We start from the raw sequence: 25,027 nt of genomic DNA, 5'->3' as shown, positions 1-25,027 counted from the left end.
CGGCAGATTATGCCAGAGCCTCCCAGCAAAACTCCACGCAGACACTGCGCCCGCCATCGGACCAGCGTACATCGCTGCTCAACTGCCGTACCAAGCTCAACCCCCGGCCAGACAGACGGTCGATGTCCCGCGGCCGCGCCAGCACCTGTTCCACGTCAAAGCCCGCGCCGCTGTCTTCAATGCACAGACTCAGGCGACCGCCCCCCTGCGTCGGCACCACCTGCACATGCACCCGCACATAACCGCTGGTCAGCAGGTTCAGGCGGTCATTGCGCAGGTGGTAATACTCGGCAAACCCTTGGGCATCGCGCTTGAGCCGGGAGTCCAGGCCCAGCACGCCATGCTCCAGCGCGTTGGAATACAGCTCGGCCATCACGCTGTAAAGCGCCCCGCTCTGCTCGCGAAGGCCATGGATTTCCAGCAACAGTTGCAACAGGTACGGCAAAGGGTTGTAACGTTTTAACGTTTCGGCGCGGAATTCAAAACTCACCGACCAATCCAGCGGGCATGCCTGCCCGCTGTCGGCGTATAACTGCCCGGTGGCACGCGGCTGCTGGCCGGCTTGCAGGGTGATTTCCACCATGCTCACGTCATCCCGCGCTTCACCTCGAAACGCCGCCAGGGCCTGTTCGATATCTTCAAATAAACGGTCAGGCTCGCGATTGGCAGCGAACACCTGCTGCAAACGCTCTGCGCCAAACAGCTGGTCATTGGCGCCAGCAGTGTCCAACACGCCATCGGACAGCAAGAACACCCGGTCGCCCAGGGCCATGGGCCAGACTTCAGTGCGATCATCAAAGGCCTCCGCCGACAGCACCCCTAACGGCAAATGTCGGGATGCCAGTGGCGTGCGTCTGCCGGTGGCAACTTCATGCACATACCCTTCGGGCATGCCGCCGTTCCACACCTCCACCACCCGCCGCTGCGTGCTCAGGCACAACAGCGTGGCGCAGCAGAACATGTCCACCGGCAGGATGCGCTTGAGCTTGGCGTTCATCTCGCTCAAAACTTGCGCCAGGCCGTAACCCTTGGCGGTCATGCCGTAGAACACTTCTGCCAGGGGCATGGCGCCCACCGCCGCCGGCAGGCCGTGGCCGGTGAAATCGCCGAGCAACACATGCATGTCGCCGGAGGGCGTGTAGGCGGCCAATAGCAAGTCGCCGTTGAACAACGCGTAGGGCGATTGCAGGTAGCGAATATTCGGCGCGGCGTTGATACAGCCCGAATGCGCAACCTTGTCGAACACCGCCTTGGCCACCCGCTGCTCATGCAGGAGATAGTCATGATGCTTGGCGATCAGGTCTCGCTGCTGCAGGACCGTGGCCTGCAACCGCCGCAGACGGTCCATCGCATTGATCTTCGCCGCGAGAATAAGTTGGTTGTAGGGTTTGGGCAGGAAATCATCGCCGCCGGCATCCAGGCATTGGGCCAGGGCCTCGCTCTCACGCAGGGAGGTGAGGAAAATCAGCGGCACCAGCTCTTCACCCGCCAACTGCTTGATCCGGCGCGCCGCCTCAAAGCCATCCATCACCGGCATCAGCGCATCCATCAACACCAACTGCGGGCGCTCACGGATAAACACCTCGACCGCCTCTGCACCGTTGGTGGCCGTCAGCACTTGGTGGCCCTGGCGCCGTACGATGGTCGCCAGCAACAGCAGGTCGGCGGCGCTGTCTTCGGCGATCAGGATCGTCAGCGGTTCAAGGACGGGGGCCAGGGCGCTCAACTGATGTCGAACAGTTTGTCGAAGTTGGAGATAGCGAGGATCTTGCGCACATCGGAGTTGCTGTTGATTACCCGGACTTCCGAGTCGTCGCCCCCCGCGTGATCACGCAACAGCAAGAGCATGCCCAAGGCCGAGCTGTCCATGTAGAGGGTGTCCTTCAAGTCGACGACGTACAACTCAGGCACTTTGTTGAACGGCTCATAGGCCTCGCGAAAGGTTTGATGGCTGCCGTAATCGAACCGACCTTTGATCACGATCGTCAATTTCTTCCCATCCAGGGATACTTCTGACTCAACTGACATGCGACTGCTTCCTTGTCATTGGCAATGACACAAGTTTTAGCAGGTGAACCGGCTATGGGCAACACAACAAATCAAATGTGTGTGGGCTATGCAATATTTGTGTGTGTAAATGCCCGTGGCCATCGCAGGTAAGCCCACTCCTTAATACTGTTCTTGGCGTGGAAGGCGCTGTGACAGTTCGTCCAGCAGCTTCTGCTCGCGCTTGTCTTCCAGCGCCCGCGCTTCGTCAATGTAGCGTTGCACCAGTTTGCGCAAGCCCTCGACGCGGGCAAACGCCTGCTGCCAGCTTTCGCGGGCCTTGTCGAGGTTGTTCTGGTGCCACGCCAGGCTCTGGCGTTGCTGGCCGACGGCAGTTTCCAGCTGGTTGAGAAAGCCCTGGTAGCCCATCAACCATTGGCCCGAGACACCTTGGGTGCCGCGCTCGATCCATTGCTGCTGGTACTCACCGCGAAAGCGCTCCAGGTCACCCAGTTTGCTTTCCGCCAGGCGGACTTGGCCCTGGAAATACCCCAGGCGCTGAACGGCGGTTTTTTCGGCTTTTTCGGCCATGTCCACCACCGGAGCCAGGCGCGCAGCACGGCTGTTGGCCATGGCTTAGCCGCCCGGCGCAGGAGCGAAGATCGTCTGCAGGTGCGCTTCGCTTTCGCCCATGCTGATCTTGTCGTTGAGGCCCTGGCGCAAGTAGGTCACCAACTGCGGTTGCAGGGCGATAGCCAGGTCAGTCTCGCGATCGCCGCCGGCCACGTAGGCGCCGACGCTGATCAAATCGCGGCTCTGTTGGTAGCGCGACCACAGCTGTTTGAACTGTTGCGCGCGGGCCATGTGTTCCGGCGTAACCACCGCCGGCATCACCCGGCTGATGGACGCTTCGATGTCGATGGCCGGGTAGTGCCCCTCTTCTGCCAGGCGCCGCGACAGCACGATGTGGCCATCGAGCACGCCCCGCGCCGAGTCGGCAATCGGGTCCTGCTGGTCATCGCCTTCAGACAATACGGTGTAGAACGCGGTGATCGAGCCACCGCCGGCCTCGGCGTTACCGGCGCGCTCAACCAGCTTGGGCAGCTTGGCGAACACCGACGGCGGATAGCCCTTGGTGGCCGGCGGTTCGCCAATGGCCAGGGCAATTTCCCGCTGGGCCTGGGCGAAACGTGTGAGCGAATCCATCAGCAACAGGACGTTCTTGCCCTTGTCGCGAAAATATTCGGCGATGCGCGTGCAGTACATGGCGGCGCGCAGACGCATCAGCGGCGCGTCATCCGCCGGCGACGCGACCACAACCGAGCGCTTGAGGCCTTCTTCGCCGAGGCTGTGCTCAATGAATTCCTTCACCTCGCGGCCCCGCTCGCCGATCAGCCCCACCACAATGATGTCGGCTTCGGTGAAGCGCGTCATCATGCCCAGCAACACCGACTTACCCACGCCGGTACCGGCGAACAGGCCCAGACGCTGGCCGCGACCGACCGTCAATAATCCGTTGATGCAGCGAATGCCCACATCCAGCGGCACGCTGATGGGGTTACGGTTAAGCGGGTTGATGGTAGGGCCGTCCATTGGCACCCAGTCTTCGGCCTTCATGCCGCCTTTGCCATCCAACGCACGACCGGCGCCGTCGAGTACGCGGCCGAGCATGCTCATGCCCATGGGCAGACGGCCGGTATCGGCCAATGGCACCACGCGAGCGCCGGGGGCAATGCCTGCCAGGCTGCCGACGGGCATCAGGAAAATCTTGTTGCCGGAAAAGCCCATCACTTCGGCTTCGACCTGCACCGGGTGGTAGCTGTCGTCGTTGATCACCATACAGCGGCTGCCCATGGCGGCGCGCAGGCCTTCGGCCTCGAGGGTCAGGCCGACCATGCGTAGCAGGCGCCCTTCAAGGATTGGCTGGCCGGGCAACTCTGTGGCTTCGGCGTAACCGCTCAAGCGCTTGGCGAAGCTGGTGCGATCAAGGCGCATCGGGTGCGTCCAGGTCCACGCTCAGGTCAGGCTCTGCCGGGTTCAACACCTGCTCGTGGGCCTGGTCCAGCAGCTTGGCCGTGATCTGGCTGATGCGGGTTTCCACCGTGGCGTCGATCCGGCTGTGTTCGGTTTCGACACGGCAGCCACCGGGTTGCAGCGCCGCATCTTCGACGATGCGCCAGGTTTCTTCATGGCGCTCGCGCAGGGCTTTGACCTGTTCGAAATCCTGCGGGTTAATGTACAGCCGCACATTGCCGACGCCCAGGGGCAGCAGCTTAAGCGCTTCGCGCATCACACTTTCGATATGGCTGGAGTCCAGCACCAGCTCACGCTGGATCACCTGGCGGGCAATGTGCTGCACCAGGTCGACCATGGACTTTTCGATCTGCGAATCCTGCTCGGCGATAGGCTCGAACAGGCAGCCCATCAAGCGCTCCAGGCTGGCCAGCTTGACGCTCAGCGCTACCTCGGCTTCCTGGCGCACCTTGAGCGTGGTGCTGCGAAAACCGTCTTTTTCACCGACGGCGAAGCCTTCGTTGTAGGCCTCCTGGCGGATGCCTTCCAACTCTTCCAGGGTCAGTGGCTGGACTTCATCCAGCGGCACTTCTTCCATTTCCACCGGAGCTTCTACAACCGGCTCCGGCTCAGGCTCCGGCACGTGCGGATCGAAGCTGGGCAACGACCAGATGTCGAACCCGCCGACATCCCGTGCGCGAATCAGATCGCTGGGTGCCTCATCTTTGTTCGACATGGAAAGCGCCTTAAATCATTTCTTCGCCGCCCTTCCCGCCGAGAACGATTTCTCCGGCTTCGGCCATACGGCGGGCAATGGTGAGGATTTCTTTCTGCGCGGTTTCCACGTCGCTGACGCGCACCGGGCCTTTGGCTTCCAGGTCGTCGCGCAACAGTTCCGAGGCGCGCTTGGACATGTTCTTGAAAATCTTTTCCTTGACCCCCTCGTCCGAGCCCTTGAGTGCGAGTACCAGCACGTCGGAGGAGACTTCGCGCAGCAACGCCTGGATGCCACGATCGTCGACATCGGAGAGGTTGTTGAACACGAACATGAGGTCTTCGATCTGGCCGGACAGGGTGTCGTCGATCTCGCGGATCGAGTCCATCAACTGGCCTTCGACCGAGCTGTCGAGGAAGTTCATGATGTCGGCCGCGCGCTTGATACCACCCAGGGTGGTACGCGAGGCATTCGAGTTGCCCGAGAACTGCTTCTCGAGAATCGTGTTGAGTTCTTTCAGGGCCGCCGGCTGCACGGTGTTCAGCGACGACACGCGCAGGATGATGTCCAGGCGCACTTTATGGTCGAAGTGGCCGAGGACTTCACCGGCCTGGTCGGGGTCGAGGTACGCCACTACGATCGCCTGGATCTGCGGGTGCTCGAAGCGGATCACGTCGGCAACGGCGCGCGGCTCCATCCATTTCAGGCTGTCGAGGCCGCTGGTGTTGCCACCCAGCAGGATGCGGTCGATCAGGCCGTTGGCTTTGTCTTCGCCCAGGGCCGAAGTGAGCATCTTGCGGATGTAACTGTCGGAGCCGACGCCCAGGCTGGTCTGGTCGCCGACGATCTCGACGAACTCGCTCATCACCTGCTCGACTTGCTCGCGGTGCACATTGCGCATTTGCGCCATGGCCACGCCGACCCGTTGAACCTCTTTGGGGCCCATGTGGCGCAGCACTTGGGCGGCGTCGGTTTCACCGAGGGACAGCAGCAAGACTGCGGCTTTATCGACCTTGGTGAGCTTGGCAACAGCGGCTCGATCACTCATCTGCGTTAATCCACTCTTTCACGACTTGGGCCACACGGCCCGGGTCTTCTGCTACCAGACTCTTGATTGCGTTCAACTGAGCGTCATAGCCTTCGCTCGGGCTTGGCAACAGAATGCTTTGCGGGCCGCCCAGGCTGACGCGGTCGTTGGCCAGTTCGCCGTCCAGGCCGCCCATGCCACCCAACTCGACATCGCTGCCACCGAAGGGAGCCAGTTGTTTCTTGCCGTTGCCGGTGATGTTGTTGAGCACCGGGCGCAGCACGCCAAACACCAGTACCAGGATAAACAACACACCCAGCACTTGCTTGACGATGTCCCAGAACCACGGCTGTGTGTAGAACGCGGCCTCGGCGATGACTTCGCCACGTTCGGCGGAGAACGGCATATTGATGACGCTGACGCTGTCACCACGGCTGGCGTCGAAACCGACCGCGTCCTGAACCAGGCGAGTGAAGCGCGCCAATTCGTCGGCGCTCCATGGGGTGCGGGTTACCGCACCGTCAGCAGCGTTGACCTTGACTTGATCATCGACCACCACCGACACCGACAGGCGATTGACGCGACCCTGTTGTTGCTTGGTGTGGCTGATGGAACGGTCAAGCTCGAAGTTCTTGGTGGACTGGTTACGCTTGTCCGCCGGGTACGGTGCGAGCATCGGCTGGCCGGTGGCCGGGTCCATGATCTGCTGGCCGTTGGCATCCAGCAATGGCTGGCCAGGCTGAATCGCACCCGCAGTAGCGGCAGCGCCACCCGTGGTTTGCGGGGCCGAGGCCGGGGCCGGTGGCTGGTTGCTCAGGGCACCCGGCACGCCTTGCGGCGGGCCATTGGCGGCGGTGCGTTGTTCACTGGTCGACTGCTCGCTGCGCAACGCCGGTTGGTCCGGGTTGAACTGCTCGGAGGTCGACTCGACGGCGCTGAAGTCGATGTCGGCGGACACTTCAGCCTTGTAGCGATCATTGCCCAGCACCGGTTGCAGGATGTTGTGCACACGCTGGGTGAGCATGCTTTCCATGCGACGGCTGTAGTCGAACTGCTTGCCGGCCTGGGTCAGCGCGGAGTTTTCGGCCATGTCGGACAGCAGGTTGCCCTTCTGGTCAACGACGGTGATCTGCGACTTGTTCAGCTCAGGAACACTGGTGGCTACCAGGTTAATGATCGCCAGGACCTGGCCAGGCTCAAGGGAGCGGCCAGAAAACAGCTCAACCAATACCGAAGCACTGGGTTTGCGCTCATCGCGCACAAACACCGAGCTCTTCGGAATGGCCAGGTGCACGCGTGCACCCTTGACGTTATTCAGGCTGGAGATGGTGCGCGCCAGTTCGCCTTCCAGGCCACGACGGTAGCGAGTGGCTTCCATGAACTGGCTGGTCCCCAGGCCCTGGTCCTTGTCGAGGATTTCAAAACCGATATTGCTGTCGGACGGGGTCACGCCGGCCGCCGCGAGCTTCATGCGCGCACGGGCCACATCGTCGGCCTTGACCAGCAGCGCCCCGGAGTTGGGCTCAACGGTGTAGGCGATGTCGGCGGCGGCCAGGGTTTCCATGATCTGCTTGGAATCCATGCCCGCCAGGCTGCCATACAGCGGGCGGTAATCAGGTTGCTGCGACCACAGCACCACGGCAAAACCAATTGCCACGCTGGCAGCCAGGCCGACCATCAGGCCCACCTGACGCAGCATGGTCATTTCAGAGAGGTTTTCCAGGAACGACAGGCCAAACAGGGGCGGCTTGCCGTCTGCCTTGGCGGGTGCGTTGTCCACGACTGCTTCTGCCATGACTTAAATCTCGTCCTTAAACCGGCATCTGCATGATGTCTTGGTAAGCCTGAACCAGCTTGTTACGCACTTGGGTCAGCGCCTGGAACGAAACGCTGGCCTTTTGCGAAGCGACCATCACGTCGGTGAGGTCCACGCCGCTTTTGCCGATCTCGAACGCATTGGCCAACTGGCTGGAGGCTTGCTGGGTGCTACTGACTTTGTTAATCGCCGAACCCAGCATGTCGGCGAAACTGCTTTGGCCCAATTCCGGCGCTGGCGCGACGGATTTCGGTTGAGCCATGGCGTCCATTTGCATGGAGCGCATATCCAACATCAACCGATTGAACTCAATACCTTGGCTCATGAACTTCTCTCTCCGACAACCCGCAGTTTTTTGACGCTACGCCGCAATTACTAGGGGAAGTAGCAACAAGGGTGCCAGCTCTGTATCAAGTCGTAAGAAAAGGCGACAAAGCTTGTCGGCCTCGATACAGATCAGGTGGCGAATAGGTACGCGTCCACGTCCATGCCGGCGTCGCGCATCTGCGCCAGCTTGTAACGCAGGGTGCGCGGGCTGATGCCCAGGCGTTCGGCGGCCTCTTTGCGGCGGCCGCGTTCAGAACGCAGGGTGTCGATGATCATCTGGAATTCGCGGCGACGCAGGTCGTCGCCCAGGGCACCGGCAGTTTCGATTTCAGCCACCACGGGCGCGGGCGCCAAGGTCGGGAGCGGCGCCACACCGCTGCCCATGGCCAAACAGAAATCCTGGGGCTGGATCAGCCCGCCCTGCTGCAGAATCAGCGCGCGCTGGATGGCATTGTCCAATTCCCGCACGTTGCCCGGCCACGGATAGCTGATCAGGCAAGCCTGGGCCTCAGCGGACAGGCGTGCCTGAGCGTGCTTCATTTTTTTGACGTGGTTGTTCAGCAGGCGTTCGGCCAGCGGGATGATGTCCGCCGGGCGCTCGCGCAACGGGCGCCAGGCCAGGGGAAATACCGACAGACGGTAGAACAGGTCTTCACGGAAGCGCCCCGCCGCCACTTCGCCCGCCAGGTCGCGGTTGGTGGTGGCGACCACGCGGATATCCAGCTGGATCGGCTTGCGTGCGCCGACACGCTCTACTTCACGTTCCTGCAGGACCCGCAGCAACTTGGCTTGCAGGCCCAGAGGCATTTCCGAAATCTCATCGAGCAGGATGGTACCGCCGTCGGCCTGTTCGAACTTGCCAGCCTGGGCCGCGATGGCGCCGGTGAACGAGCCTTTTTCGTGACCGAACAACGTGGCTTCGAGCATGTTGTCGGGAATTGCCGCGCAGTTAATCGCGATAAACGGTTGCTTGGCGCGGGTCGATTGCTGATGGATGTAACGTGCCAGCACTTCTTTGCCGGTGCCGGACTCGCCGGAGATCAACACAGTGGAATCACTGCGCGCCACGCGGGCCGCCAGTTCCAGCAACTGAGCACTGGCCGGTTCGAAGGCAATCGGGCCCTCGCCTTCGCCGGCAGAGATCACGCCGAGGGCATGCCGAGCGACCAATTCGATCAGTGCTTTAGGCTCGAATGGCTTGACCAGGTAATCCGCCGCACCCTGGCGCATCGCGTCGACCGCGCGCTCCACGGCGCCATGGGCGGTCATCAGCAACACCGGCAACTGCGGTTGACGTGCACGCAGCAGGCCGAGCAACTGGTGGCCGTCCATACCGGGCATGTTCACATCACTGACCACCAGGCTGAAGGACTCCTGCTCCACCGCCTCCAAGGCGTCCTCGGCAGAACCGACCGCTCGGTAGTCGTGACCCGCCAGCAGCAGCGTGTCAGCCAATGCTTCACGCAGGGCGCGATCGTCTTCCACCAACAGAACCTTGATAGCCATATCCTCTCTACTCCGCGCTTGCCGCGCATGAAAACAGCGGCAAGGTCATCAATGCACAAGTGCCACGCCCCAGACGGGAATGCAGCTGCAATTCCCCCTGATGAGCACGCGCCACTGCCTTGACCACGGTCAGGCCCAGGCCCGTACCGTTGGTCTTGGTGGTGAAAAAGGGTTCGCCCAAACGCTGCAAAACGGCGGGCTCGATGCCGCTACCGCTGTCACTGATGCACAGGCGCAGGGTTTGCCCACGGCTGTACAGGTGCACCTTGAGCCGCGCACCTGGACCGCTGGCCTGGGTGGCGTTTTCGATCAGGTTAAGCAGCGAACCTACAAGCGTGTCGCGGTTGCACAGCAGCTCACCGAGGTGGCTGTCGCATTGCCAGCGCACCTGGACGTCTTGAATATGGGTGGCGGCCGCCGCTTGCAGAGCCTGCATCAACTCGGCCGGCGTAATGCGATCGGTCAGCGGCAATTCACCGCGGGCAAACACCAGCATGTCACGCACCTGATGCTCCAACTCATGCAGACGCTCTTTAAGGCGCCCTGCAAAGCGCTGATGGGTGGCAGCGGGCAATTGCTCATCAGTCAAATGACTGGCGTAGATCAACGCTGCCGACAGCGGCGTGCGGATCTGGTGCGCCAGAGACGCGACCATGCGCCCCAGCGAGGACAAACGCTCGTGGCGCGCCAGCTGATCTTGCAGGTGACGGGTTTCGGTCAGGTCGTTGAGCAGCACGAGTTGGCCCGGCTCCGCGTCAAGAGATCGGGTAGCAATGGACAGGCGACGGCCGTCTTTGAGGGAGATTTCGTGGCCATCGTCTTCACGCGGCGCAAAGCAGCGGGTGATGACGTGGCGCCACAATTCACCTTCCAGCGGCAGGCCAAGCATGTCGCAGGCGGCCGGGTTGGCTTCGCGCACGCGGCCGTCTTCATCGATGACGATCACGCCACCTGGCAACAGCGACAGCAAGTTTTGCAGGCGGTTGGCCAGGCGTTCTTTCTCGGCCAGCTCTTCCATGCGCTGGGCACTGACCACGGCCAGCTCGCCTTTTAGCTCGGACACCCGGGCTTCGAGCAGGCTGTAGGAATCGGTCAGCTGGCTCGACATCTGGTTGAACTGCGAGAACGCGTGCTCAAGCCCCTGACGGGACAGCGGTTCTACAGGCGGGATCAACCCCTGGGTAACAGGGGCCGAAGATAGTTGGGCGGCGTGGGGCATCATGCTCTCTCGCTTGGCTGACCGTCAGTTAAACGGAACGTTGCGAGGGCTTTTGCAATACTTGTGCCGAAAAAAAACCAAGGTGCCCGGCCTCGCCAATACAGTTTCGTTTTTGACGAGTGGCTGTTGCCGTCAGACAAGGCGCAGCGACGACTCATAGCTGGCTATGGGGAGGAGCTGCAACGCAGTATGACGGCAACAGACGCCGTCAAAAACGGAACAGTATTGGCGAGGCCGGACACCCAAAATCAGCGGCTTGAAAAACAGGCGTCAATCATCTGCCTGTTCATCACCTTCTTTGCGGCTCATACCGTACTTACGCATTTTCTCCACCAGGGTGGTTCGACGGATGCGCAGGCGCTCGGCGGCACGGGCGACGATGCCGTTGGCGTCGTCCAGGGCTTGTTGAATCAAGCCTTGTTCCAGGTTGCCGAGGTAGTCCTTCAGGTCCAGACCTTCAGGCGGCAACATGGCGGTGGAACCGAAGTCCGGGGTATGGCCGTTGATGGCTACGCGCTCTTCCAAGTCACTACGCAGGCTGTCGACCAGTTGCTCGTCTTCGTCGTCGACGTAGCGGAATTTCTTCGGCAACTCGACCACGCCGATCACGCCATAGGGGTGCATGATCGCCATGCGCTCCACCAGGTTGGCCAGCTCGCGCACGTTACCCGGCCAGCCGTGGCGGCACAGGGACATGATTGCAGCGGAGTTGAACCGTATGGAGCCGCGCTTTTCGTGCTCCATGCGCGAGATCAGTTCGTTCATCAGCAGCGGGATGTCTTCCACGCGCTCACGCAGCGGGGCCATCTCGATCGGGAAGACGTTGAGGCGGTAGTACAGGTCTTCGCGGAAGCTGCCGACCTCGATCATGCTTTCGAGATTCTTGTGGGTGGCCGCGATGATGCGCACGTCGACGCTCTGGGTCTTGTTGCTGCCCACACGCTCGAAGGTGCGCTCCTGCAACACGCGCAGCAGCTTGACCTGCATCGGCAGCGGCATATCGCCGATTTCATCAAGGAACAAGGTGCCGCCGTTGGCCAGCTCGAAACGCCCGGCACGGCTAGTGATCGCCCCGGTAAAGGCGCCCTTCTCGTGGCCGAACAGTTCGCTTTCGAGCAACTCTGCCGGGATCGCCCCGCAGTTGACCGGCACAAAAGGCCCGTCGCGGCGCTTGGAGTGATAGTGCAGGTTGCGCGCGACCACTTCCTTGCCGGTGCCCGACTCGCCGAGAATCAGTACGCTGGCGTCGGTGTCGGCCACTTGCTGCATCATCTGGCGCACATGCTGGATGGCACGGCTGGTGCCGACCAGGCTGCGGAACAGGTTGGGTTCGCGATGGCGACCGCGCTCGCGCGCCTGATCGTACATCTCGCGATAGACCTGGGCACGGTGTAGGGAATCCAGCAGTTTGCTGTAGCTGGGCGGCATTTCCAGGGTGGAAAGCACGCGGCGGCGTTGGTCTTCTGGCAGATCGACAGAATAAATATCGCCTATTAGCAACACAGGCAGGAACTCATCCCAGGTGGACAGTGTCTTTAACAAGCCCAAAACAGCGCCAGGAGCGTTTACCGTCCCGATCAGCACGCATATGACTTCACGGCTCGACGACAATGAGCTGACCACCTGCTGCCAGTCATGGCTGCCGCAGGGCAAATTTTCTTCACCGAGAAAATTTAAAATCACCGCCAGGTCGCGGCGGCGGACGCTATCGTCATCGATCAGCAGAATTTTGGTTTCACGCCACATGCAATAGCAACTTCCCTAGTAAAACTTCCTGCCCGGTGTGAGGGCAATCAAGACGGCTGTAGGACTTCTTACTCTATAGACGTCTGAAATCTGAAAACAGCACTAGTTAAGTCAAAAATGCTGGCACAGTCAAATATATGACGCGCCGCCCGGATTAACTAAGCGCATTCACCCGAACAGATGGTAGACCTTCGACGCATTTTTCGCTTGGTTGATCTGCGACATCTCTTCGAAAATCGCCTGGCGCTCGCCAGTCGTCACCTCAAGCAATTGCTGGTAAACCGCCAACAGGCTCTCAAGCTTCTCACGCAACGCATCCTCGTCCACTGGCGCTTCACTGAGCACCTCATCGATAACGTGACGGCAGCCCAGGTCCAGTTCGCCGATGGCGTCCCAGTTACGGTCCGCCAGCGCGCCCATCAGCGCCTCACGGGTTTCATCAATGCGTTGCAGTGCTTGGCTCATAACGTGTACCTCAAGGCCGGTGGCCTTATTCTGCTGCTGCCTGTGGCGCCGCAATAGCGTCCCAGCCTTCTTTTACGGTGATCAGCAAACGCGCCACTTCGTCGATCATGTCGGCGTCGTTATGCAGGTTCGCTTCCATCAGTCGGTTGGTCATATATGCATACAAACTTTCCAACTGCTGGACGTAAGCCGGGTTATCACTTTTTTGCGCATCCAGGCCGTCACGCAGGCCGATCACGATATCAATCGCCTTGCCGAGCATCAGACCCTTGGCCGCGATGTCACCACGCGCCAGCGCACCTTTGGCTTGGGCCATGCGGTCAAGGCCGCCTTCCATCAGCATCTGCACCAGGCGATGCGGGCTGGCTTCGGAGATCTGAGCATGGGAATTGACCTTCTGGTATTGGCGAAGGGCTCTCATGGGATTCATGTTTCTACCTCGTGACAGGCGACAGCGAAAAGGAATTCAGTAACCAATATGTCGACTGGGCCGCAAAAAGCTTTAGGCCAGTCGTCAATGATAAAAAAAGGCCAGACAAGTGTCTGGCCCGTATCCACTGAAGGGATCAATTATTGGTTTTTGGGTTGTTCAATGCATTGAGCGTGGTCATGACGCTGGTGCTTTGCTGGCGCAATTGGGCGACCAGGGTGTCCATGGCATTGTATTTGGCGGAGAGGCTGCTGGTGAGCAGGGTCATGCGCTCATCGAGCGTTGCCTGGTCCTTGGACAGATCTTTCAACGTGTCCGACAAAGAAGCCGTGCGCGTAGCCAGTACGCCGGTGCTTGCCCTGGCGTAATCATCCGTGGCACTTTTCATGCGCGCCAGCATGCCGGTTTTGCCGGAAAACATGCTGCTGATGTCGGCTGCGTTGGTCTTGACCGCCGCGTCCCATTTTTTATCGTCCAACGCCAGCATGCCGGTTGTCGAACTCGTACCTACGCCGAATTGAGCCAGGGACTTGAACGTACCGGTGCCAGACAGCTTGTTGAACTCGTTGCGGATAGCGTTCTGCAGCGCACGCATGCTGGAGTCGCCCGTCAGGGCCGCCGCCGTAGTGCTGCCATCGAGGTTGGTAGTGACCTTGGTCTCGGCGGTCATCGCAGTCATCAAGGCGTTGTAAGTATCGACAAAGCCCTTGACCCCGGATTTGAGGGCCGCGTTGTTAGTGCTGACCGTAATCAGCGTAGCGTTCCTCTTCGCATCTGGGGAAACGTCACCAGCCGTCACGGTAGCCGAGACCGAGACCAGCTTGATGTTCACCCCACTCAAGGCGCCTTCGATGTTGTTGGATTTGGAAACGGAATTGACCCCATCAATGCTGTAAAGCGCGTCTTGGGGGTCATCGACCACTGTGGCGCCGACATCCAATCCCGAAGTCCCCGACAGCGTCAGGTCTGAGCCCGTCCCCATGGTGGTCGAGGTCAGGATCAACCGCGAACCATTGGCGTCGGTCTGGATGTTCGCACTCAACCCCGAAGTACCGAATTGGGTATTGATCGAATCACGCACCTGCTGCAGTGTCGCACCAGCCGGGACGCTCAGGTCGTAGCCCTTGCCCGACTGCGTGATGGTCAACGTCGTCGGCTTATCAGTGGCGTTTACCACCGCATTGGCACCCGCGGAGAACGTTGTACTGGACAACTTGGACGCCTGGGCCAGCTGAGTCACGATCAAACGGAAACTACCGTTTGACGCCGTGTTGCTCGCCGTCATGGTGGCGACCTTTTCATCCGAGGATGAGCCCGTCAAGCCGGTGAAGCTGTTGCCGGTGGACATTGTGTCCAGGGCACCACGGAACGCATCCAGCGCCGCCTGAATCTTGCCGATCGAAGACAGCGTGGTGGTCGCCTTCTGGGACGCGGTATTGATCTGCGTCTGCTTGGGCACCTTTTCGGCGTCCACCAAGGACTTCACGATCGCTTGCGTATCGATGTTCGAACCGATACCACTTACCGTTGAACCCGCCATCATCTATCTCCTGTTCGGTGGCTGCCGTTATCTTGACTTATTACACCTCAAGACACGACAGCAACAAGTTTCATGCCAGCTCAGACCTTGTCGTCAAACAACAGGTGGCTTGCGCTGGAAAGGTTCTGTGCCAGCTTCAGCGCCGTTTCCGACGGAATCTGGCGAATCACTTCACCGCTGTCGGTGGCGATCACCTTGACCACCACACGATGGGTGGAGTCATCAATGGAAAAGTCCAGCTTGCGCTCGGACGCTTGTACGAATTCGCGAATATCGGTAACTGCTTTTTCCAGGTCCGCACGCTCAGGCTCTTTGCCTGTGGCCGGGGTTTCCTGGACTTTAGTGACGCTCTTGTCGGCGGCCACCTGCACAGGTGCGCCTTGAGGGGCAACCGGCGGATAAGACTGGTTCAGCTTTACACTCATGTCCATGTCCAATCTCCTCTAAACCGAAAAAACGGAAGGGCACGTAGACGCGCCCTTCCGTTAGTTACCAAGCGCTGGTGTTACTGAAGCAGCTTCAGTACAGCGGATGGCAGCTGGTTAGCCTGCGACAGGATCGCGGTGGAAGCCGATTGCAGGGTTTGTTGCTTGGTCAGCTCGGCGGTTTCGGAAGCGAAGTCGACGTCCTGAACGGTGGAGCGTGCAGCGGTGGAGTTCTTCTGAATGTTCTGCAGGTTGTCTGCAGTAGTAGTCAGACGGTTCTGGGTAGCACCCAGGCCCGAACGAACGCCGTCGATGGTACCGATGGCTTTGTCGATTACCGCCAGGGCGTTTTGGGCCTTGGTGGCGTCGGTCACGTCGGTTTGAGCGACGGTGGTTTTGGTTGAAACAGCGTCGGTAGCAGCACCGGCAGCGAACAGACCAGCAACACCAGCACCAGCCAGGGAGTAGCCCTTGGCGGAGTCCAGCGACACTTGACCGGTAACGATCAGGGCGTCAGCCAGTGCAACTGCAGTACCGTAAGCGCCTGCGCCGTCTTTGGCAGCAACAGTTACCGAGCCAGGATCAGTCGAACCGCTGACCACGATGTTTTCACCAGTGTCGGACTTAACTTCGAGCGTTTTCTTGGTTTCGTCGTAGCTGACGCTGATACCCAGCTTAGCGGCGTTGGATTTCAGTTGGTCGGCCAGGCCGGCTTGGCTGTTCACACCTTTGAAGTCAACGGACGCGCTGCCAACAGTCAGGGTGAACGAAGCAGGTGCCAGTTTAGCGGCAGCGTCATCTACAGCAAACTTGGCTTCAGTGCTGGCAGTCGCAGTCAGGCCACCGATGATGCCGTTCAGGTTGCTGGCGATGGTTTTAGCCGAATCACCGGCAGCAGCGGTGTAAGTACCGGTTTGACCGTTACCCGTTACGTTGATCGCGCCTGCAACAGTACCGGTACCTGGAGCGATGGCAACACTTTTCAGCTGCTGGGAGCCGATGTTATTGGCCGAAACGTTTTCCAGGCTCAGGTTGATGGTTTCGTTAGCGTTGGCGCCAACCTGGATAGCTTTGGTACCGTACGAACCGTCCAGCAACTTCTGGCCACCGAAGGTGGTAGTAGTGGAGATACGGGTCAGTTCCGAAGTCAGAGCCTGGTATTCATCGTTGTTCGACTTACGGTCGTCAGCGCTGAGGGAACCAGTTGCCGAGGACAGAGCCAGGGTACGCATTTTTTGCAGGATGTCGGTCGAAGCCTGCATCGCGCCTTCAGCGGTCTGAGCGATCGAGATACCGTCGTTCACGTTCTTGACTGCTTGGCCCAGGCCATTGATTTGGCTGGTCAGGCGGTTAGCGATCTGCAGGCCGGCAGCGTCGTCTTTAGCGCTGTTGATACGCAGGCCGGAAGACAGGCGCTGCATGGAAGTGGCCAGGGCGCCGCCAGCTTTGTTCAGGTTACCCTGAGTAGTGATCGAAGCAATGTTGGTGTTTACTGTTAAAGCCATGACGAAATCCTCGTTGGATGGATACTGCGGCTTCCGGCCCTGGCAACCGCCGGGTGTGGCCTGAGAACCTACGTAATAGTTATCGTCGTGGTAGCCGGATGCTTGAGGATTTTTTTGAAATTATTTACTGGCGTCGTGCCACCCCTTGTAATTCAAGGGTTTACGCAGGCTCGAAACCCCGATTTCATTAGGTTTTCTGGCGCCAAATAAAAAACGCCGATGATCTTTCGATCATCGGCGTTTTTTTATTGAGGCGATTAAAGCATCAAGGGCGATAGAGAATCGCCGAACCCCACGACAGGCCCACACCAAAACCACTGATTGCCACGCGCTTCCAGGTGGCGTCCATCACGTGTTTTTCCAGCAGCAATGGAATGCTCGATGAAACGGTGTTGCCGGTCTCGACCATGTCCTTGATGAACTTGTCCACCGGAGCGTCTTCAAAACGACGCGCCACGGCGTCGACAATGGCCGCACTGCCCTGGTGAATGCAGAAGGCATCAATCTCGTCAGCCTTGAGGTCCGACTCGTTGAGCAGCTCGTGCAAATGCGCCGGCACTTTAAGCAGCGCGAAGTTGAACACCTGGCGGCCATTCATAAAGAACACGCCGTCGCTGACCTTAAGGTGCGGTGCGCCGGAACCGTCGGTGCCGAACTTGGCCTTGCCCAGCAGCCACGGTGCGTCTTCACCCATCCAGGTGGCGGTGGCGGCGTCGCCGAACAGCATGGTGGTGTTGCGGTCTTCCGGGTCGACGATCTTCGAGTACGGGTCGGCGGTGACCAGCAGGCCGTTTTTCAGGCCGGCGGCTTCCATGAAGCCCTTCATCGCATAGATGCCGTAGACGTAGCCCGAGCAGCCCAGGGAAATATCGAACGCCGCAACGTGAGTCGGCAGGCCGAGTTTGTCCTGGACGATGGCGGCGGTGTGGGGCAAGCCCTCTTCATCACCGTTCTGGGTCACGACGATCAGTGCGTCGATGGACTCGCGCTTCAAATCCGGGTTGTTGGCAAACAAAGCGTTGACCGCTTCGACACACAGGTCAGACGTTTCCTGCGCGGCATCCTTGCGCGGCAAAAACGCCGAACCGATCTTGCCAATGATGAACTCTTCATCCTTGGCGAATTTGGCACCCTGGGCGTAGTTATCGATCCCGTCTGCCGGCACGTAACTGGCGATGCTTTTTATGCCAATCATTGTGGCTTCCCAATACTAAATAGCTGGAGAACACCCCTGGGACTGCGCCCGGAGTGCTGACAATAAAGGGGATAACCCCATAAAAATTTCGCTGAAAGCCGCCTCGCAAGGACCCTGTGACGACTTATCCTTTTCACACGATACAGTGAAGATGCGCTTTATGACTCACAGGTCACTCAATTTTGTGTGCTTTGTGCAAAACCTTCAAACAATTAAACCCCATAAACAACAACGGCCCGCCCTGTTTCCAGAGCGGGCCGCTTGACGTTACGCCACTTACATCTTGTTGAAGAGGCTCAACTGCGAGACTTTTACAAACGCCAGCTGCGAGGCTTCCAGCATGGTCTGCTGCAGGGTCAGGTTGATCGCGGCTTCGCCCATGTCGATATTGGCCAGTGCACTCATGGTGGTGGTATTGGCCAGGCCGATACTGGCGTTTGCGTCGGATTGCACATCGAGCGCGTTTTCGCGCGCACCAATGGAGCCGATCACATTGCCCAGCTGGGTGGTCGAGTTGTTCAGGTTACTGACTGCGGCGTTCAGCGCATCCTGAAGCTTGACGCGCGCGCCCGGGATGCCATCGGCCGGCTTTTCCAGGGCTTGGCGCAGCTGGCTTAGGGTGTCGAGGGCGTTCTGGGTTTTCTGGGTGCTCGCACCGGCGGCAAACTGGTCGCCGGTCTGCGGCGTACCGCTCAACCCAAAGGTCACACCGGCCGCAGTGATGGTATTCGGCGTCGTGGCTGTGTCGATAACGCCCGAATCGATCTCTTTGCTGTCGGCGGTATACGGCTGGGCAAATACCTTGAAGGCCGTCGGGTCGGGATCACTGAACTTGATCAGCACCCCGCTATTGCCGGGAAAGGTGCTGGAATAGTCCGCCGCGCTGCTGACGTTGCCGTTGGTCAGTTGTGCGGTCGACTGATTGCTCGCGGTACGCGAGACATTGAACGCATCCGGCTTGGCAGCCAGGTTGAACTCACGCCCCTGAACGAGCGCATCGGCATTCGGCCCGGTGGCGAGGTCAGTCATGTCGACGGTGATATCGAACTTGACCCCGCGCAGATTGACACTGGCGCTGCCCTCTTTGGTGGAATCGAACGTGCCATTACCCGCAATCTCTGAGGTAATGTCATTGTTGTCCTTGTCCGTCACCTTGTACTGGGTACTACTGGTGAAGGTCAGCTTGTAAGGTTGGCCGTCGGCAAATTGCTTGGTGTAGTCGATGCCCGAGGTCACCAGGCCGGCTGAAATCGCAACCTTGTTGTCATCGACCAGCGGCGGAGAAATCGCTGGCGGCAGCGGCGCGGTCGCAGGTGCAATGTAGGTGGACTGGGTGCGACTGCTGTTGGCCGCCCCTCCCAGAATGGTTTTGCCGGTATCGCCAGTGCGCACCGTGAGCGTCTCGGAAACCTGCAGGCTCAGTTCGTTTTCGTCACCCTGGTAGCTGTAGGTGCCATCGCTGTTGCGCGAATACGGGGGGGTTTGGGTCTTGGAGCCGGAGAACAAGTAGTTGCCTGCCGCATCCTTGCTATTGAGCAAACCCAGCACCTGCTCTTCCAGGGCCCCCACTTCGACCGAGATTGACTTGCGATCAGCATCGCTGGTCACACCGCCAGCCCGCAGGGCCAGCTGCTTGCCAGCCTGCATCGCCTTGTCGAGCGCATCCAGGATGCTCTGCTCGTTGGTCAGCGAACTTTTCAGGGAGCTGATATTGCCGCTGGACTGCGCCAGCATATCTTTCTGCTGCTGCAACATCAGCAAACGCTGCGCGGCCACCGGATCATCCCCAGCGGTCTGTACACGCACGCCGGAACTCGCCTGTTCCTGGGCCTTAACCACGCTGGAATAATTGTTCTGATACTTGCTCGCACTGGTGTCGAAATACTGCTGTGTAGAAATGCGCATCGTCCCAGACTCCCTTAAAGACTATTAATCAGCGTGCTGAAGGTTTCTTGCGCAGCCTTGATGATCTGCGACGACGCTGTGTAGTACTGCTGGAACTTGATCATGTCGCCCGCCTCTTCGTCCAGGTTGACCTGGGACACGGAGTTGCGCGCATTTTTGTTAGCCGCCAGCAACGCATTGGTGGCCGTGGTGTCAGTGGTGGCCGCAGCGGCCTTGGCGCCTACAGTAGACACCAACTTACTGTTGGCCCCGACCAGGCTCGTGCCGCCGGTGCCATCTGTCGCCACGCCCACGGTGGCCTTGGTTTGCAGATTCAGCAGTTGCTGGGCATTGCGGTTGTCGGATACGCCCGTGGCGTTAAACGAAAAGGTGGTGCTGTCCCCCTCGGTCGGCGAGCCCGCAACCGTGGTGTCAAAGCCAAAGCTCTTGGCCGGCACCACCAGGGCACCGCTGGCATCACGCATCGGCACGTTGACGGTGATTTTATTGGCCTGCCCCGGAATGATGGTCCCCGAGCCGATAGGATCGCCCTTGGCGTCGTTAAGGGTATAGCTCTGAGTGCCATCAGCCGCCGGCTTGCCGAACACCATCTTCACTGGCATCGAATTTTCAATGCCAACGCGCAGTTGCGCGGTAGTCGCGCCACCCTGGATATCCAGGGGCAGGGTCAGGGTCGGCGGTGTGAAGCTACCGGTACCCTGGTTGGTTTTGCTGGCCTCCCCTTTCAGCGGCGCGGCAAACGCAATCTTGCTCGGGTCGTTGAGGACAGTACCGATATTCTGGGCGCCACTGGCGGTCGGGCTGACTTTAAAGCTGTCACCCGCCTGCATCGGTCCGTTCTTGAGTTCCAGGGTGAAACCATCGATCACCGAGGGCGGTGTAGCCGTGATATCAAACGTGCCCATGGCTTTGCCATCAGAGCGCTCGACGGTGACTTTGTTGAGATCGACAGGGTCGCTGAAGGTGACCTTGTAATCGAAGTTGGTCAGCTTGCTGGTGTCCTTGATCGTAACACCCAGGCTACCAACGCCCTGATTACCTTGAGCGGAAAGGCTACGCAGCGCGACAGACGCAGCGCTGTTGATGTCTTTGAACATCGACGAGCCGAATTCGCCGTTCAGGTCGATACCCTGGCCCAGTTGACTGTTGATCGTATCGGCAGTGACGATAGCAATGCGACCCAGGTCATTGATGGCCGGCATCAACACATCGCTGCGATAGCGCAACAAGCCACCGATGCTGCCACCACTGATCACGTTGCCCAGGTCCATCGTCGTCCCGCCAGCCGCATTCATCTGAATCGTGTACTGGCTGGTGTCGCTCTTGCTCGGTACGGCAGAAAGGGTGTTGGACCGATCGCCCAGCACCAGGGACTGGCCGGTACCGGTACTGACGCTGAACACACCGTTCTTCTCGCTGGCGTTCACGCCGATCAACTCATTGAGCGAACGTACGGCTTCGGCGCGCGCGTCCAGCAGGTTGGCCGGGGTGGTGTTCGAAGACCCCTGCACCTGAGTAATCTGTTTGTTGAGCGAAGCAATCGACGAGGTCAGCTGGTTGACCTGATCGGTCAAGGAGGTCAACTGGCTGTTAATGGTTTCTTTCTGCTGGCTCAATTGGCTGGAGATCGAGTTGAAGCGGTTGCTCAATGTCTGGGCGCTGGTCAGCAGTATCTGGCGAGCCGAGGTATCACTCGGGTTAGCCGAGGCGGTCTGAACAGCGGCAAAGAACGAACTGAGCACGGACGACATGCCCGTAGTCTTGTCCGACAACGTCTTGTCCACGGCGCTCACTTGATCCAGGTAAGCCTTGGCATCGCTGTTGAGCGAGGTGCTGTTCTGGTACGCCGTGTCCAGGTATTCGTTGTACACCCGGCGCACGTCAGCCAGGGTGGTACCGCTGCCGATAAACACGCCGCCGTACTGGTTCGACGCATTCGCGCTCTGGGTAGTCTGCTGACGCGAATAGCCCGCCGTGTTGGCGTTGGCAATGTTGTTACTCAAGACCGACAACGATCCTTGAGCAGCGTTAAGCCCCGACATCCCGATATTGAGCAAACTCATGGTTCAGACCTTATAAATGTGTGGTTGCGCCAGCGGCAGCGTAGTTCTGGTAACTGTCCATCGTTTTGGCGATCTGCGAAATCTTGCTGGCGTAGGCCGGGTCGGTTGCGTAACCGGCTTTTTGCAACTCGCGTACAAACTGTTCCGGGTTGTCGGCCGACTTCACAACTTCTTTATAGCGATCATTGCTTTGCAGCAATGTCACCAGGTCATGGAAGCTGTCCTGGTAAGAGTTGTAGGAACGGAACTGCGCCGTTTCCTTGACCATTGCGCCGTCACGGAACTCGCTGGTGATCGCACGCGCTTTCTCGCCCTGCCAACTCTGGCCGGCCTTGATGCCAAACAGGTTGTGGCTGCTGGTGCCATCCTGGGCGCGCATCACCGATTTACCCCAACCAGTTTCCAGGGCGGCCTGGGCCACCAGGTACTTCGGGTCGACACCAATGCGCGCGGCGGCCGCCTTGGCCATTGGCAACATGGTCGCGACAAATTCATCCTGCGAACTGAAGGCCTTCTTCGCCGGCGCCAACGGTGGCTGAGCCACGGCACGGCCGTAGACCCGCATGCGGTCGCCGGGCACCGCGAAAGTGCGCGCCGTGCTGTTGACCACGTTGTCATCGGCCGCGCTGTTACGCAGTGGCGCAGACTTGGCGACGGTGGTTGCATCGGTACTCGGCACGATGCCGGACAGCAGGCGATCAGTCAGCCTGCTCGGCAAGGCAATCCGACGCTGGTTCATCAATTCCATGTCATTGCTGTGCGATGCAGCAGCCCCAGCCTGTGGCTCTGCCACGCGGTAAGCCCACAGCGGACGCTGGCCATTGGAACGGCCCAACGGACCTTCGGCCTGGGTGCCGGCGGCAATTTCCGTCGGCACGTCGACTTTCTTGGCAGCCCCAGCCGCCGCAGGGCCCTGCAGGGTGGCGGCCTGGGCCTCCACCGGCTTGTTCTTTTGCATCTGACGCATCAGCACATCGGCCAGGCCGATACCCCCGCCTTCGCGGGACATCGAGACCGCCAGTTGCTGGTCGTACATTTCCTGATATTGCTTGGCGGCCGGCGTGTTCAGCGGGTTGTCCTTACCCAACGCCTCGGTGGCCGAACGCATGGACTTGAGCATCTCGCTCAAAAACAGCGACTCGAACTCCTGCGCGACCTTGCGCATGTTGCCTTCGCTGTTCTTGTCGTCGCCGACCTTGAGCTGGTTAAGCCGGTTCAAGTCGGAGTAAGACCCCGAGTCCGCCGTGCTGCTGATACCGCTCTTGCGCATGTCCATGACCATGGCCTCAGATCACTATCAGGTCGGCTTGCAAGGCGCCGGCCTGTTTCAGTGCTTCGAGAATCGCCATCAAGTCGCCGGGCGCCGCGCCCACCTGGTTCACCGCACGGACAATCTCATCCAGGGTGGTGCCGGGGCCGAACTTGAACATCGGCTTGGCTTCTTGCTGGGCGTTGACGCGTGAGCGTGGCACCACCGCCGTCTGGCCGTTGGACAAAGGCCCAGGTTGGCTGACGATCGGGTCTTCGGTGATGGTCACGGTCAGGCTGCCGTGGGTCACCGCTGCCGGCGATACCTTGACGTTCTGGCCGATCACAATGGTACCGGTACGCGAGTTGATGATGACTTTGGCGACAGCCTGGCCCGGGTCGACTTCCAGGTTTTCCAGGATCGACAGGTAGTCGACGCGCTGGCTGGGGTCCAGCGGGGCGGTCACACGGATCGAGCCGCCGTCGATCGCCTGGGCCACGCCAGGGCCGAGCATGTCGTTGATCTTATCGACCACGCGCTTGGCGGTGGTGAAGTCGGAGCGGTTGAGGTTCAGGGTCAGGCTGTTGCCCTGGTTGAAGCCGCTCGGCACAGTGCGTTCAACACTGGCACCGCCTGGGATACGACCCGCCGACGGCACGTTGACAGTGATCTTCGAGCCGTCGCGACCTTCAGCATCAAACCCGCCCACCACTAGGTTGCCCTGGGCGATGGCGTAGACGTTGCCGTCGATCCCCTTGAGCGGCGTCATCAGCAAGGTGCCGCCACGCAGGCTTTTCGAGTTACCGATCGACGCGACAGTGATGTCCACCAGTTGGCCGGGCTTGGAGAACGCCGGCAAGTCAGCACTGATCGACACCGCCGCGACGTTTTTCAGTTGCACGTTGCCCGAACCGGCCGGCACCTTGATGCCGAACTGCGAGAGCATGTTGTTGAAGGTCTGCAGGGTGAACGGGGTCTGGGTGGTCTGGTCACCCGTACCATTGAGCCCCACCACCAGGCCGTAGCCGATCAACTGGTTGGAACGCACACCGGAAATGCTCGCGATGTCCTTCAGGCGTTCGGCCTGGGCGACAGCGCTTAAGCAAAGCAGGAGCGCGGCCGCCATCAGCTGTTTGAAGTTCAAAGTGGCCACCTAGAAAGGGAACAGCGGGCTAAGGAAGAAACGGTCGAACCAGCCCGGCTGGCTCGCATCGGCAAAGGCGCCCGTGCCGGAATAAGTGATGCGTGCATCGGCAATACGCGTGGACGGCACGGTGTTGTCGGTGGTGATGTCATCGGCGCGAACCATGCCCGCAATGCGCACCAGTTCGTCACCGGTATTGAGCGTCATCCACTTTTCACCGCGTACGGCGAGGATGCCGTTGGGCAATACATCGGCTACGGTCACGGTGATCGAACCGGTCAGGCTGTTGCCCTGCCCCGCTGCGCTTTTGCCGCTGGTGGCACGGTCGCCGCTGTAGCCGGCGCTGAGGCTCAGGTCGCCATCACCCAATGGGTTGTTGACGTTGGGCACGGCGCCGAACAACGACGTCAGGCCGATGCCAGCCTTACTGGTCTTGCCGACTTGAGAGTTGGCGTTCTTGCTGGCCTGGGTGCGCTCGTTCAGGGTGATGGTGATGATGTCACCGACCCGGAACGCCTTGCGGTCGCTGTACAGGTTCTGTTCGAAGCCCGCCTGATAGATCGAGCCATTGTTGGCAGCCGCCGGCAACGGCGTGCGTGGCAACACCGGCGCGTAGTACGGGTCATTGGGTTTTGGCGTCGGGGCGACACAGCCCGCGAGCACGGCAATCCCACTCAATGCCAGAACAGAAACATAGCGATTCATGACCCTTACCTCACGGTGTTGCAGGCGACCTCAGGGGCGCCCCATA

The 25,027-nt window shown here is 59.9% G+C and carries 22 protein-coding genes; all 22 read right to left on the bottom strand.

Going from position 1 to position 25,027, the window contains the following annotated elements:
• Positions 1–7: 7 nt before the first annotated feature.
• Positions 8–1,726 carry an ATP-binding SpoIIE family protein phosphatase gene (locus AACY36_RS09665; protein WP_339416613.1) on the bottom strand — a complete coding sequence of 573 codons (1,719 nt, stop codon included), beginning with the start codon at positions 1,724–1,726 and terminating at the stop codon, positions 8–10.
• Entirely contained in the window at positions 1,723–2,028 is a 306-nt protein-coding gene (locus AACY36_RS09660; protein WP_339416615.1) for an STAS domain-containing protein, read from the bottom strand. The genes AACY36_RS09665 and AACY36_RS09660 overlap by 4 nt, the downstream gene beginning before the upstream one ends.
• Before the next feature lie 141 nt (positions 2,029–2,169).
• Positions 2,170–2,619: a flagellar export protein FliJ gene (fliJ, locus tag AACY36_RS09655; RefSeq protein WP_339416616.1), complete on the bottom strand. Its 450-nt coding sequence runs from the start codon at positions 2,617–2,619 to the stop codon at positions 2,170–2,172.
• Between the two features lie 3 nt (positions 2,620–2,622).
• Positions 2,623–3,981 carry a flagellar protein export ATPase FliI gene (gene fliI, locus AACY36_RS09650; RefSeq protein WP_339416618.1) on the bottom strand — a complete coding sequence of 453 codons (1,359 nt, stop codon included), beginning with the start codon at positions 3,979–3,981 and terminating at the stop codon, positions 2,623–2,625.
• Positions 3,971–4,735, bottom strand: coding sequence for a flagellar assembly protein FliH (gene fliH, locus AACY36_RS09645; protein WP_339427404.1), 765 nt, complete (start codon positions 4,733–4,735; stop codon positions 3,971–3,973). Before fliH ends, fliI begins: the two co-directional genes overlap by 11 nt.
• Before the next feature lie 10 nt (positions 4,736–4,745).
• The gene (gene fliG, locus AACY36_RS09640; protein ID WP_032887877.1) at positions 4,746–5,762 is read right to left on the bottom strand and encodes a flagellar motor switch protein FliG; all 1,017 of its coding nucleotides are present in this window, start codon (positions 5,760–5,762) and stop codon (positions 4,746–4,748) included.
• Positions 5,755–7,536, bottom strand: coding sequence for a flagellar basal-body MS-ring/collar protein FliF (gene fliF / locus AACY36_RS09635; protein WP_339416621.1), 1,782 nt, complete (start codon positions 7,534–7,536; stop codon positions 5,755–5,757). Before fliF ends, fliG begins: the two co-directional genes overlap by 8 nt.
• A 16-nt stretch (positions 7,537–7,552) precedes the next feature.
• The gene (gene fliE, locus AACY36_RS09630; protein ID WP_049712148.1) at positions 7,553–7,882 is read right to left on the bottom strand and encodes a flagellar hook-basal body complex protein FliE; all 330 of its coding nucleotides are present in this window, start codon (positions 7,880–7,882) and stop codon (positions 7,553–7,555) included.
• Between the two features lie 131 nt (positions 7,883–8,013).
• Positions 8,014–9,390 (bottom strand): sigma-54-dependent transcriptional regulator, encoded by a 1,377-nt coding sequence (locus AACY36_RS09625; RefSeq protein WP_339416623.1) that lies wholly within the window; start codon positions 9,388–9,390, stop codon positions 8,014–8,016.
• A 7-nt stretch (positions 9,391–9,397) separates the two neighbouring features.
• Positions 9,398–10,609, bottom strand: coding sequence for a sensor histidine kinase (locus tag AACY36_RS09620; protein WP_339416763.1), 1,212 nt, complete (start codon positions 10,607–10,609; stop codon positions 9,398–9,400).
• 270 nt (positions 10,610–10,879) lie between these two features.
• Positions 10,880–12,355 (bottom strand): sigma-54 dependent transcriptional regulator, encoded by a 1,476-nt coding sequence (locus AACY36_RS09615; RefSeq protein ID WP_339427403.1) that lies wholly within the window; start codon positions 12,353–12,355, stop codon positions 10,880–10,882.
• A 168-nt stretch (positions 12,356–12,523) separates the two neighbouring features.
• Positions 12,524–12,820 (bottom strand): flagellar assembly protein FliT, encoded by a 297-nt coding sequence (locus AACY36_RS09610; protein WP_015885198.1) that lies wholly within the window; start codon positions 12,818–12,820, stop codon positions 12,524–12,526.
• A gap of 25 nt (positions 12,821–12,845) precedes the next feature.
• Positions 12,846–13,250, bottom strand: a complete 405-nt coding sequence (gene fliS, locus AACY36_RS09605; RefSeq protein ID WP_339416628.1) for a flagellar export chaperone FliS — start codon at positions 13,248–13,250, stop codon at positions 12,846–12,848.
• Positions 13,251–13,386: 136 nt separating this feature from the next.
• The gene (gene fliD, locus AACY36_RS09600) at positions 13,387–14,790 is read right to left on the bottom strand and encodes a flagellar filament capping protein FliD (protein ID WP_339416629.1); all 1,404 of its coding nucleotides are present in this window, start codon (positions 14,788–14,790) and stop codon (positions 13,387–13,389) included.
• An 80-nt stretch (positions 14,791–14,870) separates the two neighbouring features.
• A complete protein-coding gene (locus AACY36_RS09595; protein WP_339416630.1) occupies positions 14,871–15,221 on the bottom strand; it encodes a flagellar protein FlaG in 351 nt (116 codons plus the stop codon).
• 74 nt (positions 15,222–15,295) lie between these two features.
• Positions 15,296–16,720, bottom strand: a complete 1,425-nt coding sequence (locus AACY36_RS09590) for a flagellin N-terminal helical domain-containing protein (RefSeq protein ID WP_339416631.1) — start codon at positions 16,718–16,720, stop codon at positions 15,296–15,298.
• A 265-nt stretch (positions 16,721–16,985) separates the two neighbouring features.
• The gene (locus AACY36_RS09585) at positions 16,986–17,915 is read right to left on the bottom strand and encodes a ketoacyl-ACP synthase III (protein ID WP_339416633.1); all 930 of its coding nucleotides are present in this window, start codon (positions 17,913–17,915) and stop codon (positions 16,986–16,988) included.
• A gap of 276 nt (positions 17,916–18,191) precedes the next feature.
• Positions 18,192–19,820, bottom strand: a complete 1,629-nt coding sequence (locus AACY36_RS09580; RefSeq protein ID WP_339416634.1) for a flagellar hook-associated protein 3 — start codon at positions 19,818–19,820, stop codon at positions 18,192–18,194.
• A 14-nt stretch (positions 19,821–19,834) separates the two neighbouring features.
• On the bottom strand, positions 19,835–21,883 hold the full coding sequence (gene flgK, locus AACY36_RS09575) for a flagellar hook-associated protein FlgK (protein ID WP_339416635.1): 2,049 nt from the start codon (positions 21,881–21,883) through the stop codon (positions 19,835–19,837).
• Positions 21,884–21,893: 10 nt separating this feature from the next.
• Positions 21,894–23,165: a flagellar assembly peptidoglycan hydrolase FlgJ gene (flgJ, locus tag AACY36_RS09570; RefSeq protein WP_339416636.1), complete on the bottom strand. Its 1,272-nt coding sequence runs from the start codon at positions 23,163–23,165 to the stop codon at positions 21,894–21,896.
• A 4-nt stretch (positions 23,166–23,169) separates the two neighbouring features.
• Positions 23,170–24,258: a flagellar basal body P-ring protein FlgI gene (locus AACY36_RS09565; RefSeq protein WP_339416765.1), complete on the bottom strand. Its 1,089-nt coding sequence runs from the start codon at positions 24,256–24,258 to the stop codon at positions 23,170–23,172.
• A gap of 27 nt (positions 24,259–24,285) precedes the next feature.
• Positions 24,286–24,981, bottom strand: a complete 696-nt coding sequence (flgH, locus tag AACY36_RS09560; RefSeq protein WP_339416637.1) for a flagellar basal body L-ring protein FlgH — start codon at positions 24,979–24,981, stop codon at positions 24,286–24,288.
• Between the last annotated feature and the right edge of the window lie 46 nt (positions 24,982–25,027).

This window comes from Pseudomonas sp. EA_15y_Pfl1_P101, assembly GCF_963970835.1.
Classification (GTDB): domain Bacteria; phylum Pseudomonadota; class Gammaproteobacteria; order Pseudomonadales; family Pseudomonadaceae; genus Aquipseudomonas; species Aquipseudomonas tritici.
Note: the sequence above shows the minus strand (reverse complement) of the source record. Positions and strands in the feature narration are given on the sequence as shown.

Bases quoted from the DNA above. Each gene is read 5' to 3' on its own strand.
- AACY36_RS09660 (WP_339416615.1), bottom strand. From the start codon at position 2,028: ATGTCAGTTGAGTCAGAAGTATCCCTGGATGGGAAGAAATTGACGATC.
- fliJ (WP_339416616.1), bottom strand. From the start codon at position 2,619: ATGGCCAACAGCCGTGCTGCGCGCCTGGCTCCGGTGGTGGACATGGCC.
- fliI (WP_339416618.1), bottom strand. From the start codon at position 3,981: ATGCGCCTTGATCGCACCAGCTTCGCCAAGCGCTTGAGCGGTTACGCC.
- fliH (WP_339427404.1), bottom strand. From the start codon at position 4,735: ATGTCGAACAAAGATGAGGCACCCAGCGATCTGATTCGCGCACGGGAT.
- fliG (WP_032887877.1), bottom strand. From the start codon at position 5,762: ATGAGTGATCGAGCCGCTGTTGCCAAGCTCACCAAGGTCGATAAAGCC.
- fliF (WP_339416621.1), bottom strand. From the start codon at position 7,536: ATGGCAGAAGCAGTCGTGGACAACGCACCCGCCAAGGCAGACGGCAAG.
- fliE (WP_049712148.1), bottom strand. From the start codon at position 7,882: ATGAGCCAAGGTATTGAGTTCAATCGGTTGATGTTGGATATGCGCTCC.
- AACY36_RS09625 (WP_339416623.1), bottom strand. From the start codon at position 9,390: ATGGCTATCAAGGTTCTGTTGGTGGAAGACGATCGCGCCCTGCGTGAA.
- AACY36_RS09620 (WP_339416763.1), bottom strand. From the start codon at position 10,609: ATGCCCCACGCCGCCCAACTATCTTCGGCCCCTGTTACCCAGGGGTTG.
- AACY36_RS09615 (WP_339427403.1), bottom strand. From the start codon at position 12,355: ATGTGGCGTGAAACCAAAATTCTGCTGATCGATGACGATAGCGTCCGC.
- AACY36_RS09610 (WP_015885198.1), bottom strand. From the start codon at position 12,820: ATGAGCCAAGCACTGCAACGCATTGATGAAACCCGTGAGGCGCTGATG.
- fliS (WP_339416628.1), bottom strand. From the start codon at position 13,250: ATGAATCCCATGAGAGCCCTTCGCCAATACCAGAAGGTCAATTCCCAT.
- fliD (WP_339416629.1), bottom strand. From the start codon at position 14,790: ATGGCGGGTTCAACGGTAAGTGGTATCGGTTCGAACATCGATACGCAA.
- AACY36_RS09595 (WP_339416630.1), bottom strand. From the start codon at position 15,221: ATGGACATGAGTGTAAAGCTGAACCAGTCTTATCCGCCGGTTGCCCCT.
- AACY36_RS09590 (WP_339416631.1), bottom strand. From the start codon at position 16,720: ATGGCTTTAACAGTAAACACCAACATTGCTTCGATCACTACTCAGGGT.
- AACY36_RS09585 (WP_339416633.1), bottom strand. From the start codon at position 17,915: ATGATTGGCATAAAAAGCATCGCCAGTTACGTGCCGGCAGACGGGATC.
- AACY36_RS09580 (WP_339416634.1), bottom strand. From the start codon at position 19,820: ATGCGCATTTCTACACAGCAGTATTTCGACACCAGTGCGAGCAAGTAT.
- flgK (WP_339416635.1), bottom strand. From the start codon at position 21,883: ATGAGTTTGCTCAATATCGGGATGTCGGGGCTTAACGCTGCTCAAGGA.
- flgJ (WP_339416636.1), bottom strand. From the start codon at position 23,165: ATGGTCATGGACATGCGCAAGAGCGGTATCAGCAGCACGGCGGACTCG.
- AACY36_RS09565 (WP_339416765.1), bottom strand. From the start codon at position 24,258: ATGGCGGCCGCGCTCCTGCTTTGCTTAAGCGCTGTCGCCCAGGCCGAA.
- flgH (WP_339416637.1), bottom strand. From the start codon at position 24,981: ATGAATCGCTATGTTTCTGTTCTGGCATTGAGTGGGATTGCCGTGCTC.